The sequence below is a fragment of the Flavobacterium sp. genome, from assembly GCF_028689845.1.
Taxonomy (GTDB): Bacteria; Bacteroidota; Bacteroidia; order Flavobacteriales; family Flavobacteriaceae; genus Flavobacterium.
The window spans coordinates 35,462-55,275 of the sequence record NZ_JAQVCH010000020.1 but is presented as its reverse complement, the minus strand read 5'-3'; the positions used below and the strand labels follow the sequence as shown (position 1 = coordinate 55,275).

General features: G+C 32.7%; 11 protein-coding genes, 1 other RNA gene and 2 pseudogenes. 5 read left to right on the top strand and 9 right to left on the bottom strand.

Annotated features, from left to right (window positions below; all coding sequences use genetic code 11):
• Positions 1–629, bottom strand: a pseudogene (locus PHR76_RS08990) (hypothetical protein); the annotation flags it as partial.
• 210 nt (positions 630–839) lie between these two features.
• Between PHR76_RS08990 and PHR76_RS08985 the strand changes: the two are divergent.
• Positions 840–1,187 (top strand): hypothetical protein, encoded by a 348-nt coding sequence (locus PHR76_RS08985; protein WP_300061254.1) that lies wholly within the window; start codon positions 840–842, stop codon positions 1,185–1,187.
• Positions 1,188–1,217: 30 nt separating this feature from the next.
• On the opposite strand, the gene PHR76_RS08980 is transcribed toward PHR76_RS08985, so the two are convergent.
• The 8 genes from PHR76_RS08980 to ssrA all read right to left on the bottom strand — a co-directional run bounded on the left by PHR76_RS08980 (position 1,218) and on the right by ssrA (position 14,148).
• Positions 1,218–2,168 carry a tRNA-dihydrouridine synthase family protein gene (locus tag PHR76_RS08980; protein WP_300061251.1) on the bottom strand — a complete coding sequence of 317 codons (951 nt, stop codon included), beginning with the start codon at positions 2,166–2,168 and terminating at the stop codon, positions 1,218–1,220.
• Positions 2,169–2,419: 251 nt separating this feature from the next.
• Positions 2,420–2,890 (bottom strand): acyl-CoA thioesterase, encoded by a 471-nt coding sequence (locus tag PHR76_RS08975; RefSeq protein WP_300061248.1) that lies wholly within the window; start codon positions 2,888–2,890, stop codon positions 2,420–2,422.
• Positions 2,891–3,091: 201 nt separating this feature from the next.
• Positions 3,092–8,491 (bottom strand): MopE-related protein, encoded by a 5,400-nt coding sequence (locus PHR76_RS08970; RefSeq protein WP_300061245.1) that lies wholly within the window; start codon positions 8,489–8,491, stop codon positions 3,092–3,094.
• A 271-nt stretch (positions 8,492–8,762) separates the two neighbouring features.
• Positions 8,763–9,047, bottom strand: a complete 285-nt coding sequence (locus PHR76_RS08965; RefSeq protein ID WP_300061242.1) for a hypothetical protein — start codon at positions 9,045–9,047, stop codon at positions 8,763–8,765.
• A 104-nt stretch (positions 9,048–9,151) separates the two neighbouring features.
• A complete protein-coding gene (locus PHR76_RS08960) occupies positions 9,152–9,367 on the bottom strand; it encodes a hypothetical protein (RefSeq protein ID WP_300061239.1) in 216 nt (71 codons plus the stop codon).
• Positions 9,368–9,568: 201 nt separating this feature from the next.
• The gene (locus PHR76_RS08955; RefSeq protein ID WP_300061236.1) at positions 9,569–10,930 is read right to left on the bottom strand and encodes a response regulator; all 1,362 of its coding nucleotides are present in this window, start codon (positions 10,928–10,930) and stop codon (positions 9,569–9,571) included.
• 8 nt (positions 10,931–10,938) lie between these two features.
• A complete protein-coding gene (locus PHR76_RS08950; protein WP_300061233.1) occupies positions 10,939–13,476 on the bottom strand; it encodes a two-component regulator propeller domain-containing protein in 2,538 nt (845 codons plus the stop codon).
• A 273-nt stretch (positions 13,477–13,749) separates the two neighbouring features.
• Positions 13,750–14,148: a transfer-messenger RNA gene (gene ssrA / locus PHR76_RS08945) on the bottom strand.
• Positions 14,149–14,309: 161 nt separating this feature from the next.
• Here ssrA and PHR76_RS08940 point away from each other — a divergent pair.
• From PHR76_RS08940 to PHR76_RS08925, 4 genes and pseudogenes are all read left to right on the top strand, one after another.
• Positions 14,310–15,515, top strand: a complete 1,206-nt coding sequence (locus PHR76_RS08940) for an NAD(P)-dependent oxidoreductase (protein WP_300061230.1) — start codon at positions 14,310–14,312, stop codon at positions 15,513–15,515.
• Between the two features lie 78 nt (positions 15,516–15,593).
• A complete protein-coding gene (locus tag PHR76_RS08935) occupies positions 15,594–18,338 on the top strand; it encodes a histidine kinase (protein ID WP_300061227.1) in 2,745 nt (914 codons plus the stop codon).
• Positions 18,339–18,591: 253 nt separating this feature from the next.
• Positions 18,592–19,194, top strand: a complete 603-nt coding sequence (locus PHR76_RS08930; protein ID WP_300061224.1) for a carboxypeptidase-like regulatory domain-containing protein — start codon at positions 18,592–18,594, stop codon at positions 19,192–19,194.
• Positions 19,163–19,807 (top strand): annotated as a pseudogene (locus PHR76_RS08925) (fibronectin type III-like domain-contianing protein); the annotation flags it as partial. The gene PHR76_RS08930 and the pseudogene PHR76_RS08925, both read left to right, overlap by 32 nt.
• Between the last annotated feature and the right edge of the window lie 7 nt (positions 19,808–19,814).

Sequence of the window (19,814 nt, the reverse complement as noted above, 5' to 3'; positions counted from 1 at the left end):
CCATAATAAAGACTATCACAATTTAAAAAATATTTGTGATAAGAGAAAGGTATTTTTTTATTGATTGTTTTTTCGTTTAAAACAATTCCTTCTACTTTAAAATTGACGTTATGGGCTTTTAAGAGGATGTTTTCATCTTCATAACTGAGGATTGTTAAATCGCCTTCGTTTAGAATTAGGTCAGAAACCACAATTGTTTTTTCAAAAGGTTCCATTACTTTTGAATTGAAATTCTTGTAATCATTTAAGGTATTTTCTTCCTTTTTATAGAGTAGTAGGATTGGTTTTGATATCAGCAAACTGGATGCTTTAATTTTTTCGCCAAACAAAATACTCCATAAATCAAATCCATTTACCTCTAACAATTCAATCGTACCGTAGGCACCAAATTTTTTATCAGAATTTTCTAGAGTTGTTTTTGGACTTATCTTGAGATGATTAACGGTGATTTTAAAATTCCATAGCGACAAATCAATAGCTTCATAGTCAATTTGATGGACAGTATTGTTTTTATTGTTAAGTAATTGAGGTAATTTTAGTTCTACCCAATAATTAATAGCGACGTTTAGAACGCTAATAAAAATTACTATACCAATACTTATTAAAATGATTTTTTTGATTTTATTCATCCGATTTTATGAGAACCCTAAATATAGAAATAATTTTTGACTTTAAATTAGCGATGTAAATTTGTATATTTAGCTTGATTTTTGGCCTATTGGAATGTCTTTATCACCTAATGAATCAATTTTTGATACTTAGTTTTTTAAAACTATTTATTATTTCGTTACAGTATGCTAAAAAAAACGTAAGTAACTTTGCAGTTAATTAAATACAAAATGGATATAGATGACGATGCCAAAAAAGTAATTTGGTCACTTCAAAATAATAAACGGACAGCGGAGGAACGAAAAGTTTTTGAACCGACTGGAAAAAAACCAATGAATAGAAATTTGGTTTATGTTTTGTCAGCCTTGGGAATTACGTTTTTGCTCAGCTTTGTTTTAACGTTGTTTACGGTAGAAGTGGTTGATTTTTGTTTTTTATTAGACAGTTATTGCTTTAATTCGGATGAAAATCCAATTGCCTTCATTTTTTATATTTTTATGAATGGTTGGATTATCATTCTTAGTGTTGCCGTTGCTTATCTTATCGGTAAAAAAATAGGAGACCGATTTAAAATTTAGATTTTTGTGAAGGAGTATTTTTATAAATGATTAATGCATTTCACTTTTAAAAATCTCTTTTACGGCACTTTCATAGTTTTTACTATTTCCTGCTTTTTTTATTTTTTTCAATGTTTTTTGAGGATTAGAAAATGATTCCGAAAAGTATTCCCAAAAGCCCAACATTTTCATGCGAATAGGTGTTGGTCCAGTTAAATAAGCGTCATATTGTTGGTAAATTGTATCGTGAAATTCCTCAAAAAGTTGAAATCTATTTTTAGGATATTCCATTATATCATTTTTAATCATCGACGGTAAAAATGGGTCGGCAATCAAACCTCTTCCAATCATAAAATGTGTTATAGAAGGGAAACGCTCTTGCATTTCTTTAAATTTTGCTACCGAGGTAATATCGCCGTTGTAATAAATTTTATGTTTAGTATGGTCTAAACAGTTTTGAAAAGAATCTAAATCAACTCCGCCTTTATATAATTGTTTTCCAATTCGGGCATGAATGGCAATATTTTTAATTGGATATTGGTCTAAAATCGGAAAGACATCTAAAATTTCAGTTGGATTTTCATAACCCATTCGCATTTTCATCGAAACAATAATGTCTGTTTCGTTGTGAACACGTTTTAAAATGTGTTCAATTTGAGCAGTATTACTAATTAATCCAGAACCCATTCCGCATTTGGCAACCATCGGATAGGGACAACCTAAATTCCAATTTAATTCGTTGTACCCCATTTCTTGTACATACTTTGCTACAAATAAAAATTCTTCTGCGTCATTGGTAATGATTTGTGGAATTACTTCTAAGGTAGTATTGTTTTCGGGAAGAATATCTCTTTCGTACGAACCTTTGATGATTAATTTTCCGTTGAGTCTGATGTAAGGCGAATAAAACGTGTCGATGCCTCCGAAGAAGTTATGGAAGGCATTTCTAAATCTAAAATCGGTAAATCCTTGCAACGGTGAGGACAATAAGGTTGTATTCATAGTGAGCAAAGATAGTAGAAATGGATTAAAAACAGTCATGCTGACAAGTGAGAAAACTTAAAGAGTTACATAGAAAATGTCTAAATAATAGATTTGTTTTGTAATGAAAGATCACTTTCTTTATCTCTTAATTCCAAATCGGCAAGCGTTTTTATTTGGTTTAATTAAATAGTGAGACTGCTATCGTAAGTAAGCAGCCAAAAAATCCTCATGCTTAGCGGTAAACACTAAATAATAGTGTTATTCAATTTTTATAATTTTATAAACGGCATCATTTCTTCACTAATTTGTTTTCGAAGCTGATTTAATTTAATAGCATATTCTTCCATGCTTTTCTCCGCTTTTGAATTTGGTATCCATTTTTTTACAGCAATTGGTTTTCCATTTTCATCTACCGATACAAAAACGATAATACAGTGGGTTTTTTTCTCAAAACCTTCGTTTGAAAAATCTCTTGAAAACACATCAACAGCAATATGAATACTTGTTTTTCGAGTATAGACTACAGTAGCTTCAATTTTGATAACTTCGCCGATACTTATGGGTTTATAAAATCGTATTCCACCCACATAAACAGTGACACAATAGGTTTCTGCCCAGCTTCTTGCACAAGTGTATGCGGTTTGGTCAATCCATTTCATTACTACGCCGCCGTGTACTTTTCCGCCAAAATTCACGTCTGTAGGTTCACTAATAAACTGAAAAGAGATTTTATTATTCATATTTAATATCATTAAATTAGGTTTGGATTCAACTTAACATAGTAACCTAATGGTTAAGTGAATCTTGTATTGTTTCAAAAATAACGCTTTTTTTGAGTGAATTGCACAGTTCTACTAAATTTCACTTTTTATTGAATTTATAGATTACAAAAAAACTCCCCAAAAAGTTGAGGAGTTTTTAGAAAAAGAACTAATAATGGATTACATTTTTACAACTCGAATGGTTGTTGTTGTTTCACCTTGCTTAACTAATGCGTTATAAATGCCTGTTGGATATTTATTTCCAATTTGCAACTCTTTGATTTGATCTACCGCTAAGGTTTTAGTTTCTATTAAACGCCCTGTCATATCATAAATTGTTAGGGTGATGAGTTCTTGGCTTTTGGTTTGCAGTTCTAATGAAAAGCTTTCTGCAAATGGATTTGGATGAATCGTTGCTTTAAACTCGACAGCTAAAGTTCTTGTTAATTCTTGTTCAATTTCTGTTTCGGGTTTAATTAAGATTCCACCCGGAACTAAAATATTACAGTCTTTACCAGCGTAATAGTAGCCATAAATCTCCGCTTCAACATATACAGAATAAGTTTCGCCTGCTGTTAATGGTGATAAAGCATTAAAATTACTCAATCTAAAGAAACGAGAAGAGGCAACATACACTTGGTTATAAGCCAATCCATTTGTTAACGTAAAACGGTATTGTGTCGCTCCACCAATTGGATCAGCATATGCTACTGTGTTTAAGTTGGCGGGTGTAATTCCGGTTTCTTCATCACAACCTTCAATAGTAACTTCTGGAGCAAATGGAGTAAATACAGAACAAGTTGCTCCGGCTACCGTAGACCATTGTGGTCCTGAAGAAGTGGGTACTTCCACTCGGATAGTTACACTATATTCCGCTCCAAATTTAATTGGAATACCTGTTAATTGTAACAAGTTGAATGATGCTCCTGAACGAACTAATGTTGTCGTTGCTACTGGGAAACCACCCTCTATTAAAGCTACATTATACTCGTAGTTTAACGCTGATGGTACCACAACTGCACGAATGATGTTATTCAATTGTACTACTGTTGCTCCACATGAAGTTGCCGCTAAAATCGTATTTGGAACTCCAGGTGTAGTAATTGTACAAGGAGCACCATAAACTTCCATCCACTCTTGGTTTAATCGAAGAGCTACTTCTACTGAATATGGCGTATCGTATTCTGCAAAATCAGTATAAGTTAATTGGAAAATATAGTTAGACCGTTCCACAATACGAACCGCATTGGTAATTAAATTCGTTACTCTAAATCGGTAACCTGTAACAGTAACTCCATTTGGAATTGATTGTGAATAGGAGTTTCCTCTAACTACTTGATTAATTGAGGTTAACTGTTGACCACAATTTTCCGGTCGTAGTGTTGCAGTAATAATTGCACACCCATCCGTTATAATTCCATTACAGTTTTGGTCAATACCATCATAACAAATCTCGGTTGCTCCTGGATTAATAGAAGTTACGACATCATCACAATCGCCACCAATGTCGATATAACCAATAGGAGCTTCACAAGCTTCAATGGAGTTGTTTTCATCACCAAAACCATCTTCATCTACATCTGGATACCAGGTAGATAAAACAGGGGGAATCATATCACATGGATTAGTAATTTCTATACATAAGCCTTCGTCACAATAAAATCCTGGCGGACATGTTACACCCACGCACAAATCACTTAAGTATAAATCAAGTGAAGGAGTAGTAGAATAAATTGGGTCAGTAATTAGTGTTTGATAGCCTAATAATGTTAAAGATAGAGTAAGACCATACTCAACATTAATGGAATAATTTCCTTGGTCATCGCTAAACACGGTATCTATACCATTACTAACGATTACATTTTCTAACGGGAGTAGGGTTGTTGCATCACGAACGATACCCGAAACGTTATACAGGTCTATAAAACATCCTCCTAGTAAACAGCTATATCCTGTCGGGCACACTACACCTTCACAAGGATTGTTTATTTGTAGATATAAATCTAAGGAAGAGGACGAACTAGTAATTGGGTCGGATGTAAGTGTTTGATAACCTGCTAATGATAGGGTTAATGTATCTCCGCCAAGAACTATTATTGTATAAAAACCTTGAGCATCTGTAATAGCAATTTCTGAGCCTGAGCTGATGCTAACATTTTCTAATGGTAATAAAGAGGTAGCGTCTCGAACAATACCAGATATTTCAAAGGCAATAGGAAAACACCCCCCTTGATCACAAGCAAACCCCGGGGGACAAGTAATACCGAAACAAAGATCATAAATTGTTGTAAAATTGCCTATGGCTGTTGAGGGTGTTAAGTAATTTACAATCCCGCCAGAAAAAGAATTAAACTCAAATACAGCTACATAATACGTAACGCCTTGAGCCAAACCAGTAACGGTTACTTGACTATCAAATCCATTATACACTACAAAAGTGTCATCTCCTATAGAACTGCCAGAGCCTAAGTAACTATTTGGTATATAAGTTGTGTTTTCGCTTGGAAATGCAGAAATTGGACTACCTGCCTTCATCACTATTAAACGTTTTTGTCCACTACCTGAGATACAATTAATTTGACCTGAATTGGTTGTTATATTGGTAAATGCTTGTAATTGAGCTTGTTCTTGTGGTGGGCCCAAAGTTGTAAAGGAACCGGTTAAGGCCGGTTTTTTGAATATGGGTGTTCCAGTACCATTAAATTCAAAAACAGCTACCTCATAATTAGTACCACTTAGTAAATTAGTCAAATTAAAATTGTTGCTATTTCCTTTGTAAACAATATAATTTCCATTGCCCAAACTACCTGAAGTTCCAAAACTAGAGGAATAGGAAGAATAATTGGTGTAATCTTGAGGTTCTACATCTACAGGGCTACTCTTTTTTGCAATTACTAAACGATTTGTACCATCTCCGTTGGTCCAGGAAACATTACTGCTTAAAGAAGTAGTTCCATTAAAACTGATAGAAGATGCTTGTTGCGTTGGCAACAATAATGTGTTTCCACTTGTAATACCAAACGAAGAAGTCAAATAGTCAATATTTGAGCCTGTACCACCATATTCAAAAACAGCAAAATGGTAGGTTTTAGAATGTTCTAAGCCTGTTACATTAGCAAAGTAGCTAGCATTATTAGATATTACTTTCTGGCCATCTCCTAAATCTAACCCTAACGAAAAATCATTATTCGCAGCATAATCCACTCCATCTTGAGGTAAAAAAGTAACCGGACTACCTTCTTTAGCTACTATAATCCTTTTTTGACCTCCACCAGTATTTGAAATATAAACCGTCATGGCACCACCATCAAAAGATTGGGTATGTAAGTTTGTTGAGGGTGTTAAGGGTTCATAGCCAACAGTATAACTCGCTGATGCAGGGTCTGTCGTATTATAAACAGGTGCATTAACACCATTGGCTTCAAATATCTTAAAATGATAAGTATTACCAGGGCTGATGGAGTAAATAATAGCATTCGTCTCTATTCCTAGAGGTCCACCAGTGTAATAATATTTAGCTCTTTGTCCCGGAGCAATCTCAGCACCGCTATTAAAATAAGAGCTAGCACTATAGGCAGTTAAATCTTCGGGAATGGCATCTACTGCTTCATTTAAACGACCAATGATTAATTTTCTTTGGCCATTTCCATTGGTCCAATATACCCGTATTTGGTCTTGGTTTATTTGTTCAACATAAAGATTTGATGAACTTATTGTTGGTGCAAAAGCTGTTGATTCTGAGCCATTTAAACTTGTGGTTGTTAAATAATTAGTAAGTAATTCGGTTCCGTTATATTCATAAATCCTAACATAATAGGTGGTTCCAATTTCTAATGCAGTAATGGTAGTACTATAAGTAGTTCCGTCAAAAACAATTTTTTCGCCAAGAGTAATTTCTGTAGCTAGAGAAAAATCGGAGTTTGGAACATATTGAATACCATTTTGAGGAACAGCAGTTATTGGTGTTTTACTCATCACCACTATTCGACGTTGCCCATTTCCATTAGACCACTGAAGGCGTAGTGAATTTCCTTCTTTGGAAAAAGTCAGATTTGTAGACGGTAGTGTAGGAGCAGGAGGTAGTAAAGTGGTAAAAGTTGTTATGGCTGGACTAGTTTTATTATAAATAGGCTTACTGTTACCATTAAATTCATATGCTGTAACATAATAAGTCGTATTAGGGATTGCATTTGTTATATTAACTACATTACCAGTTCCTTTGTAGACCACTTCATTTCCATTTCCAACATTTCCCGAATTATCGTTTAAGTTGGGAGTGTTGTTAGCGTAATAACTGTTTAAATCAATTGGTTCATAACTAGTTGGTTCATTTGCTCTTACCACTACAAACCTGCCACTGCCATTTCCTGGTTGCATTGTTAAGGTTGCTTTATTATCTGTTACTAAACTAGCGGTTATACTAATGACATTTTGAGTAGGAGCAATGATTGGGCCTTGCATTGCAGTTTGATATCCGATGATATTATAAGTGCGTGATATTCCAGCTCCAGCATATTCAAAAACAGCAATATAATAGTTAACACCAGAGGTTAAATTTGAAATATTTACGTTATTACCAGCTCCACTATAAATAACTTTATGTCCACCACCAATGTCTGTGGCGGTTAAAAAATTTTGGTTTCCAATATAAGCTGTACCATCTTGAGGAAAAACGGTTACAGGTTGTTCTTCACGAATAATTGCAATTCTACCAGCACCATTCCCCGCTGTCCAGTTTGCTCTAAAACTATCGCCCTCGAGCGTATCAAATAATAAATTACTAACTTGTACTGTTGGATAGGATAAAGTTATTGCTGAGGTAGTTGTTGGATTAGTGGTTAAATATACCGGTGCATTAGATCCGTTGAAAGAAAACACGGCAAAATGATAGGTAGTGTTTGGGTTTAAATTATCAATATTCACTGTATTTCCCGTGCCTTTATATAAAACAAAGTTGCCCACTCCAATTTGTGCGGGTCCATTATTTACCTGATAAAAGGTATTCTGAGCATAGTAAGAAGTTAAGTCTACGGGGTTGGCATTAACGGGTGAGCCTTCTTTTGCTAATACAATTGAATACGCTCCATTTCCGGGTGTCCAAGATAAAGAAAGCGTATTGGAATTTAAGTTTGAGATTACTGAACTTGTAGCCTGAACAGAAGGAGGAGACAAGGTTGTAAAACTACTTATTAAATTTGGCGAAACTAAGTAGAAACTTGTTATTCCAGAACCATTAAATTCAAAAATTGCAATGTGATAGGTTGAAGAGGGAATTAAATTAGCTACAGTTACATTGTTTGAAGCACTAGACATGATGACAAATTCGCCTGGAGCTACTTCTTGACCATCCCCAAAAGTAGTATTGGCTAAATAGGAAGTGCCATCTACGGGCGAGAAGGTTACTGGGCTATCTTTTTTAATGATAACTATTCTAGCAGCTCCATTTCCTCTTGTAATACTCAAACTTGCACGATCACCTTCGATGCCGTAAATGTTGACCGCTGTCGAGGGATTGGTTGGTGGTTGTGAGAAAGCGGTAACTCCCATTAATATACTGAGAAAGAATAAAATTTTACGCATAACTACTCCTTTTAAAATTGAATAGTAAAGTACGCACATACAAGTAGAATGAAATATAAGGATGGTAACAATTGATATAACTATTGTAACAAATGCTTATTTATACTGGTTTTTTATATAAATTTTTTATTTGAGTGTATTATTTTCAAAATTTGAAAAATAAAGAAGGAGTAATCAAATATGTAGAAATAAATTATTTGTACAATTACATAGGAGTTTTATCAGCATGGTTTTATAACAATCACTTAAATATTGTACTAATAACGCTTTGTTATAGTTGAATTTGATTTATTTTTTTACCCAATGAGACTAAGTCCCAAAAAGAATTTCTGTCTTTTGGGACTAAATCTAATGCTAAAAGTGATTTGTTTTTATCTTCTATATTAAGCGGGTTTAATATTGCAAGTTCATAATAAAGCATGTCCGATAAAGTGAAGGTTTCTTTAAATTCTGGACGCAGTTCGTCGCTGTTTGCCAGACAAACATTTCCACTAGACTCTTCTTCGTTGATGAAAGTTAAGCCTAATTTTTCTGAAATTTTTTCTACGAGTTCCATAATCAAATAAAAAACAAGGTTACTTTAATGTTATTTTGTTGATAGCTTAGTAATTGCTTTAAAAAAAAACATTAAACCTTTTACAAATGAAATTATCAAAAGCGTTATTTTTTTAACGTATAAGCTCCAACGCCAAGTAAAAGTATTGCACCACCTAAGAAAAAATATCCTTTTTCTTTTCCAGATTCGTTGGAAGCATTAATTTCTAATCCTAAAAATTTGATTTCTTTGGTGTTGTCTGACACTTTTGTAATTCCGATGTAGCCCACATATAAGGCAGCAAGAATTAAAACGATTCCGATGATTTTAGTTGGTTTCATATTTATTAATTTAGTTTAGTAAAAGTAGTATGATTCAAACAAACGCCATTACACCTTTTTTAAGTAAAGTTATTGAATTTCCATATTATTTGAAATTGAATAGAGACAGTTTGGCTAAAATTATAAATAAAGGGTTGCTATTTGAAAACAGTAAAAATTAGAATTTAATTAATAATTCGTGTGATAAAATATGGTTTTCTCTTATTTTCTGCGTTCTGATGGAGTGATTTGATATGCTTCTTTATATAATTTGATAAAATAGGAAGGAGAGTTAAATCCACATAGATAACCTATTTCAGCAATTTGTAAATCGGAATTCTGAAGTAGAGCATCCGCTGTTTTAAGCCGATTGATTCTCATGAAGTCTGTTGTTGATAGTCCTGTAACGGCTTTTAATTTTCGATGTAACTGCATACGACTCATTTCCATAAATTCACAAAATTGAGAAACACCAAAGGCACAGTCACTTAGTTTTTCATCTATAATCGTTTGGAGTTTTTCCATAAATAACATTTCGGTTGAGGGAATTTCAAATTCTGTAGGTTTGAAATTCGTTGAATTTTTATACCGGTCAGTTAATAATTTACGGTTTTCAAGTAGTTTTTTGACTTTTAATTGTAATAAATCTGCTCGAAATGGTTTTTTAATATAGGCATCTGCTCCTTCTGAAATTCCGTGCCATTCTGCTTCATTATCTGTCTTCGCCGTTAATAAAATAATGGGAATATGAGAAGTCAATACGTTTGTTTTCAATTCGTGACACAGCTCAAAACCATTCATTTTAGGCATCATTACATCAGATAAAATGATGTTAGGAAGTTCTCTTTTTGCAATTTCAAGGGCATCTTGACCATTAGAACTCTCAACGACTTGAAAAGTTGGACTAAACAATTCGACTAAAACCTTTCGAAGTTCTCGATGATCTTCTACGATTAAAATAGTAGATAAATCTGATTCTGATTGCAACGAAGTTATTTCTGTATTTGGTGTTGTTTGTTCAATTTCTAAAGAAATATAATTGCTTTTATGTAAGGGAATTTGCAAAATAAAAATGGCAACGTTTTTTTGACTGTCTTCAAAAGTTAAACTTCCTTTGTGTAATTCAGCTAGTTCTTTTGCTAAGGCTAAACCAATGCCCGAACCTTCGGTTGCAAAGTTCTCACGATAAAATCGATCAAATAATTGACTTGGATTCTCAATTGGTTTTTCAATTTCATTTTTGACTATAATCTGTAAATTTAAATCCGAATCTAAAATGGCTGTAAAGTGAAATAAACCATTTGTCGGACAAAACTTTATCACATTCGAAAGTAAATTAGTAAATATTTTATAGAGGATGTCATCATTAAACCAAGCCTTATTGTTGATTTTAATGGAAGAAGTGAGTTGAATTCCTTTTTCCTGAGCCAAATAATTATACGAATGGAGTAACGAGGAAATTAACAATTCCAAATTGCCTTCTTTTACTAAAAGCGGATACTTATCTAATTCAACTAATGTTAACTCTTGAAGTTGATCAACTATTTTAAGAATGCGGTCTTTGTTTTCTGATACTGCTTCCAAATCATTTTTTAGCTTATCAGAATGTGCTTATTAGCCATTTGTTGTTCTAACGGAATACTCATTAAGGTTAAAGGGGTTCTAATTTCGTGTGATAAATCAGAAAAAAGTTTACTCTTATAATCATTGATGTTTTTCAATTGCAAGGCTTCTTTTTGTTTCAACCTGTAATTTATTCTTCCTAAAAAGAAAATATAAAGCCAAAACACAAAAAGTAAAACCAATATAAAGTAAACAAAATTTGCAGTATGAGTTGCATACCAGGGCTTTAGAATGTCAAAGTTTAAAAAATCCCCTGTTGGATTCCAATAACCATCATAATTTGCTGATATTACTTCAAAGGAATAGGAGCCTGGTGCCAAATTGGTATAACGAGCAAAAGGTACTGAACCGCTCGAAATCCAATCGTCATCATGAGGAATTAGCCGATATTTAAACTGATTTTGTCCTGGTGAAGAAAACTGTAGGGAGGCAAAATGAAAAGTTAAAGTGTTTTCTTTGTGCGTTAGCTGTAAGGAATCTGTTAAAGTGGCGGGCGTGTTAAATACATCTAATTTTGTGATTTTAGTTTTAGGTAAAATGGTGTTGCTTTTTATTAATTCAGGAGTAAAAGCATAAAATCCATCTAAATTTCCAAAGAATAATTCGCCTGAATCACTTTGATAATAAGCTCCAGTATTAAATTCTGTCGCCAAACCGTCATAATTAGAATAATTAATGATAGTTGTTTCTCCTGAAAAATCTTTTGGTATTGAGAATTTTGTAATTCCTTTATTGGAACTCAACCAAAGATTAGCAGCTGAATCTTTTAGAATTCCATAAATTACGTTATTTGCTAATCCTTCTTTTTCAGAAAAATTTCGAAATTTTTGTGTGGCAACCTCAAACAAATCTAAACCTTTTCCATTGGTGCCAATCCATAAAAAATCATTATCTTTTTGATAGTATAACGATTTAATTTGGTTGGACGACAACGCATTTTTTGAATTTGAATACGTATAATATTTTGCTTCGCCGAGTTCAGGATTAAACCGAATTAAACCATCATAATCGGTGCCTAACCATAGATAACCTCCGCCTTCACAAATGGTTCTCATTGAACATTTTTTGTTTGAGCCAATCCGACTAATGTGTTCATAAGATTTTATAAAACGCCCATTTTGATCGACTTTAACTAAACCTTTATCGCGTGTTGCGAGCCACATTCTTGATTTGCTATCTTGAAAAATTCGCCAAATTGTACTTGGATGTGCGGGATTGTTTGCTAAAAGAGAGGTGAGTTTTCCGTTGGGATGCAAGAGATACAACCCGCCTTCTTGCGTGCCAATCCATAAATCGCCATTTTCTGCGGAGAATAAGCTCATTATTCTATCCGATTTTAATCCGTTGAGGTTTGACTTCGTATAAGTTTTCCATTCGGAAGTGGTTAGATTGAATTGGGTTAAACCTTTTCCGCTCGTGCCAATCCAGAGCGAATTATTTTGATCTTTGGTGATGGCTCGCACCACATCGATATTAATCGCTTCTGGTGTTTGAGAGTTCATATATGGAATGAATTTTTCTAAAAAAACATCATAATAACTCAGTCCCCCGCCATCGGTTCCAAACCAAATAGTGTTTGAATAATCTTGATAAATGCTCAAGATGTCATCATAATGAATTGTCCTCGGATTTTGTTTGCTATGTTTAAAATGGGTTACTTTTTTTCGATCAGCAGCAATAAGGAATAAACCGTTTCCATACGTTGCAATCCAAATTCTGTTCTGAGAATCTGCAAAAACGGCTTGTGTATTTAAATTTTCTGGTATGTCTAAATTGATGAAGATTTTAGATAAAGATTCTATAAAATCTGATTGCGGAGATTTAATCCAAACACCTTGGCCATAAGAACCAATCCAAATTACCCCGTCTTTATCTTCGGTTATAGAACTGTAATTTAAGGTAGTCGAATTTTTTAGAAAAGAGTTAAAGATTTTGGTTTTAGAATCAACTTTGCCAATTACTCCCGAACCCGCAATAAGAATATCTTTTGTTGAAATTTGTTTTATATCAAAAATTGTGGAAGTTTCAGAAAAAGGGAGACGTATCGGAATACATTCCTGACTTGCTTTTAATTGATAGTATAAACCCGATTCAAAGGAGCCAAACCACTTTGTTTGTTTGTTGTCTATCAAAAAACTAGACAGAGCAAAAGACAGTGGTTTTTCTTCGAAAGCGTTTTTCTTACTATTGAAATGATATAGTTTTTTGTTTATTGGGATTGTCCATAGACTGTCATCAGAAAAACTATAAACTTTGCCTAAATAACTGTAATTAGGTTTGGTAATGTCTTCATATTGAAAAGGATAAGTAGTAAAATTATTTCCGTCATAACGATTTAAACCATCTTGAGTGGCAATCCATAAAAAGCCTTCTTTATCTTGAGCAATAGAAATGGCACTATTCTGCGATAATCCGTTTTTTACAGATAATTGCCTAAAAGAAATCGTGGTTTGACTGTATAAACCGAAGCAAAAAAAGAAAAAAAATAGCGAATTAAATTTTGTCATTAGTGTTACTTAACTAGCGTAAGTTACAAAAAAAAGTTTTTAAGAATATATAATTGTATTTCGCTTGAGTTGGAGATACTAATTTAGCTTCAAGTGTAAAAAACCAAGACAGAAAAAATGATTGATATTAATTCAACTAAAATTTAATCAACAATGGAAGCAAAATTAGAATTAATCAATTAATTTAAATAGACTTCTAATCATAAATTAAAAATACTCTAAAACGTCCCCTAAAAATAAAAACCCTTGTAAATCAATGACTTACAAGGGTTTTTGTGGAATCGGAGAGAATCGAACTCTCGTCCAAACAAGCAACCAAAGAGCTTTCTACGCGTTTATCCTTCGATTGAATTTTCGACAAAAAGCAAGGCCAAAGGCAGCCACTTCTTGCTTAGCTTTATAAATGTCAAAACGGATTTAAAGCTTCACCGTTTCTAGGTTTATTTTTACAGTTCTCCTTAATCAAACGCCACAAACCAAGGCTTTCGAGGAGAATCCAGCTTTCCTACCTAGTAGGAGCGAGGCAAATCTTACTTTAATTCAGATTATGCAGCTAGAGCGTAATTATTTTCGCCGTTTATAAGTTGTGAACCTTGATATTTACGAGCCAAATGTCCAATGCTCGACGTGCTTACCGTTTAGTTCCACCCGCTGTCAAAACCGGTCGACCCCATTTTTCTAGTTGTAATTGGCAGTTTTCGTCGCCTCAACCTATCAATCAAAAACTAGACCACAAAGATAATCAAAAAAATGGTATAAATAAAATTTGTCTGACTTAGCCATTAATGTTACATTTGAAACAAATATTAATCACATTACAAATAATATAACAAATGACATTCGGAATAATTCAAGAACGTAAAACCCCGCCAGACAGAAGAGTCGTATTCACCCCTGAAGAATTAGTTCGTTTGCAAGAAGAATTTCCGCAAGCTAAAATTAAAGTGGAAACCTCACCGATTCGTTTTTTTAAAGACGAAGAATATGCTACTTTAGGTCTGGAAGTAACGACAGACATGTCAACTTGTGACGTGTTGCTAGGTGTGAAAGAAGTTCCAGTGGACGCTTTAATTCCAAATAAAAAATATTTTTTCTTTTCACATACCATCAAAAAACAACCTTATAATCGGAAATTGCTTCAAGCGGTTTTAGATAAAAATATAGAATTGTATGACCACGAAACGATAGTCGATGCCAATAACCGACGATTAATCGGATTTGGACGCTACGCAGGAATAGTAGGTTCTTATAATGGTCTTCGAGGTTTCGGAATGAAATATGAACTATTCAACCTTCCTAAAGCAGAAACGTTGAATAGTAGAGAGGATTTAATTGCCAAATTAAAAAGACAAACGCTGCCTCCAATTAAAATTGTTTTAACCGGAAAGGGTAAAGTTGGAATGGGAGCCAAAGAGATTTTAGACGCTATTAAAATTAAAGAAATTACGGTAGAACAATTTTTAACAAAAAATTATTCTGAACCCGTTTATGTTCAATTGGATGTTTTAGATTATAATAAAAGAAAAGACGGGCAACAGTTATCAAAGCAAGATTTTTATAATAATCCTACAGATTATGTGTCCGATTTTAAACGCTTTACTAAAGTAAGCGATATCTTTATGGCCGGTCATTTTTATGGAAATAATTCGCCTTTTATTTTAACGCAAGAGATGCTGAAAGCTGCTGATTGTAAGCTAAAAGTAGTAGCTGATATTTCATGTGATGTCAACGGACCAATTGCTTGTACGATTAAAGCATCTACAATCGCCGACCCGTTTTTTGGTTATTTGCCTTATGAAAATAAAGAAGTGAGTTATACGCATCCTGGATCTATTTTAGTCATGAGTGTGGATAATTTACCTTGTGAATTACCCAAAGATGCCAGCGAAGGTTTTGGTGAAATGTTTATGGAACATGTTATTCCCGCTTTTTTTAATGGAGATCAACAAGGAATTCTACAACGTGCTAAAATGACAGAAAACGGAAAGTTAACTCCCCGTTTTGCTTATTTGCAAGATTATGTAGACGGAAAAGAGTAATCCGTTTCCAAATAGATGTCACTTGTTTCTTAGGAAGTCCGAATAGTTTTTTACATTTGGAGAATAATCTTTCGTTTCATGAAATTTAAGTTTCATTTTTGGCTTTGCCTCCTTATTTCTTGGAATACTTTTTCGCAAGAATTACTTCCTTTTGTCGAAAATTTTACGAAGTCAAATTATAACGGAGATAACCAGGTTTGGGGTGTGACTCAAGGACAAGACAACGCCCTCTATTTTGCGAATAATCAATATTTATTACGTTATAATGGTGTAAAATGGGATAAGTATATCATGCCCAATAAAACCATCATTCGTTCAGTTTTTGCTGATGGTGATCGGATTTATAGTGGTTCTTATACTGAATTTGGTTATTGGACACGTCAACAAGGCGAAATGATTTACCATTCGTTGAGTAAAGGAAAAGAATTATTTAAAGACTTTTCTAATAACGAAGAAATATGGAAGATTTTTAAATTTCATGATAAAATATTTTTTCAATCGTTTAATGATTTATTTAGTTATGATGGAAATAAAATTGAAAAAATAAGGTTTCCGTTCCAAATTTCATATTGTTTTGTTGTAGACGAAAAATTGTTGGTTGCCTCTGTGAAAAATGGCGTTTACGAATATAAAAATAAGAAGTTTGAGCCGCTTTATCAATGGAATATTTTAAAAGGAAATATCATCCATGCCATCGAAAATTATCAGAATAAACTCTTTATTTTTACTCAAAAAAACGGTGTTTTCATTGAAAAAAATGGTCAGTTAACAGCATGGCAAAACGGACTTAATGAAGCCTTGAAAAAAGAAATCATTATTACCGCTAAATTCATAGATTCCAATAGATTAGCAATCGGTACTGCTTTTAGGGGCTTATATGTAGTCGATTTAAAAGCAGAAACATATCAAAATATCAATCGGAACAATTCACTCCAAAATAATTCAGTTTTAAGTATCGGATTTGACAAAGAAAACGATTTGTGGTTGGGCATGGATAACGGAATTTCACACATCGAAATCAATTCGCCTTATTCTATTTTTTCTGATAATTCAGGTGAATTAGGTTCTGTTTATTCGGTAGCTTTTCTTCCTAATGGCTATTTATTGGGTTCTAATCATGGTGTTTTTAAATACCAAGATAAAAAGCTACAAGTTCTGCCAAATTCACAAGGACAAGTTTGGGACATTCAACAAATGGGTAATGAATTTATTATCGGACACAATGATGGAACATTTTTATATGATGGAACTACTTTAAAAAAAATGAATTCTGTCAGCGGTGGTTGGAAACTATTGAAAAGCCCGTTGGACAACAAATTGTATCAAGCTAATTATTCTGGTATTGTAATGTATTTAAACCCTTTGCAGTTATCTTCATATAAAATTATTCAAAATCTTACTAAACCCATTAAAAATATTGCTCAAAATAAATCACATGAATTATGGGCCGTTGATAATTACCGTAGTTTATATAAGATTAATTTTAAATCAAATTTCGAATTAGATAAAATTGAAAATAGTACTCAAAAAAATAAAATTGCAAATGATTTTGAAGTCAAACTTTTTCAATTTAAAAATGAAATTTTATTTTTAATTGATAATACGTGGTATCATCATAATTCGTTCACATCAAAATTGGAGAAAGATATTTTGTTTAATCATAATTTTAAAAATATTTCAGATATCATTCCCATAGACGATTTTCATTTTATTGTTATAAAAGAAAAATTGCTTTATCTCATTAATCAACAAGACGGAAAATTTATATGGAATTTAATTCCTTCAAAATATTATGAAGGTAAAATTGTTAATCAAGACACTAAGATATTTAAAAAAGAGAACCAACTCATTTTAAATTTAGATGACGGATTTCTTCTTTTCCCCTTAAATAACAGGCTTCTTAAAAAGCAAAACGTAACGGTTGAAGCTTTTTGTCAAGGTCTAAAAGTGGCTGAAAATTCAACTGTAAAATATAATAACTCTATTGAGATTAATGTTATTCCCGAATATTTTGGATACAATCGAGCAGGATTATTTTATCAACTAAATGGCAAGAATGATTATTTTGCTTTTCAAAATGGTAATTTGGTGTTGAATAATCTCTCAAGTGGTCAACAAAAGCTGACTGTTTTTCAATTTGACGGTGAACATTTTAATAAAGTTAATAGCTTTGAATTCAACGTTTCAAATCCTTGGTATTTGTCTTTTTGGATGATTTTGATATATTTATTGGCTCTAAGTGTTTTGTTTTACTTGTATTATAAATGGAATAAGATTCGATATCAAGAAAAATTAAAATTGAAAGAGGAAGAATTAAAACACCAAAAAGAAATTATTCAAATAGAATTGGAAGCAGAAAACAAATTGAAATTGCAGAATTATGAAAAACATATTTTGGAAATTCAAGTACAAACAAAAGCGTCTGAAGTAGCTGGAAAATCGCTTTCTATTGCCAAACAATCAGAAATGATTGAAAGTATTCAAAAAATTCTAGAAAGTGAAACAGATTTAAACCAGATAAAAAATAAAATCAGTAATTCCATTAAAGTGAATGCCATTAATAAAAAAGAATGGGAAAATTTTGAAAAAAATATCCTACAGAGCCATGAAGAATTTGTGTATCGCTTGAGTAAAAAATTTCCACAACTCACTTCTAAAGATATAAAACTCTGCATTTATCTTAAAATGAATTTATCCTCAAAAGAAATAGCTCCTTTGATGAATATTTCTTATCGCGGTGTAGAATTACATCGGTACCGACTTCGTAAAAAATTGGAACTTCAGGCAGAAGATAATCTCGCAACTTTTATGATTAATTTATAAGAATCAAATCGATTTTATTAATAAATCATTTTTTAAGTTATTTCCTTTCATTATTATAACACATCAAAAACACATCAATTTGATTTTAAATGATGTGTTATGAGCTTATTTTTTGTTATGTAATACATTGATAATTAATTAATTATTATTTTTTTATATAAATTTGATGTGGTAGTGTAGTGAATAATATATATGCAACTACAACGTTTTAGTAGTATATTTACAATACCAAATAAAAATAAAAGTTATTTCTATGATAAGGTATATAGTATTGTTGGTTGTTTTAGTATCTCATTCGTTAGTACAAGCTCAGGAAATTTCCGGAAAAGTAAGTGATTCAAACGGAATGCCGCTTCCTGATGTGATTGTTTTGGTTTTAGAAACTAAAGAAAATACAGTCACAGATTTTGACGGTAATTTTAAAGTCAAAGCTTCCATTGGAGATGAAATACAATTTTCTATGTTGAGTTTTGAAAAGAAAACTGTTAAGGCTTCTGCTGGAATGGTAGTTGTTTTAGCTGATGATACTTCTAAAAAACTTGAAGAAGTAGTCTTAATTGGATATGGAACAAAAAAATTAGGGTCTATTACTAGTTCAATCTCACAGATAAAATCAGCAGAAATCTTAAAAACGCCCTCTCAGTCAGCCATCCAAGCGGTTCAAGGTAAAATGGCCGGAGTAAATGTTGTTTCTAACGACGAACCTGGGGCAAGTCCCTCTGTACGTATTCGTGGTTTGGGAACTTTACTTGGTGGTCGTGATCCTTTATATATTATAGACGGAATTGAATCGACTAGTTTAAATGGATTAAGTCCTAATGAAATTGCTATTGGTGGAGGAATATCAAAATGTTAAAGCTATTTTAAATGTATGGTTTCCAGGTACTGAAGCAGGCTATGCTATTTCGGATGTGCTTTTTGGCGATGAAAACCCTTCCGGAAAATTAACCGCTACTTTTCCGAGAAGCGTTGGACAAATTCCAATATACTACAGTGCTAAAAATACGGGAAGACCGCTGGCAAATAAAGAAGGAACATTTGAAAAATTCCGTTCTAATTATATAGACGAACGCAATGAACCTTTGTTCCCTTTTGGTTATGGTTTGAATTATACTACTTTTTTATATACTAATTTAAAATTAACATCAGACAAAATGTCGGCTAACGGAAAAGTAATCGCTTCTGTAGACATAACTAATACTGGAAATTTTAACGGAAAAGAAGTCGTTCAATTGTATATTCGTGATGTAGTAGGTTCGGTTACAAGACCAATAAAAGAATTAAAAGGATTTCAAAAAATCTATCTCAATAAAGGAGAAACGAAAACCGTTCGATTTGAAATTTCAGTCGATGATTTAAAATTTTATAATGCTGATTTAGAATTTGTTGCAGAACCAGGAATATTTGATGTTTTTATAGGAACTAATTCTGATTCGCACGAAAAAGTATCATTTGAGTTAATTAAATAGATTGAGT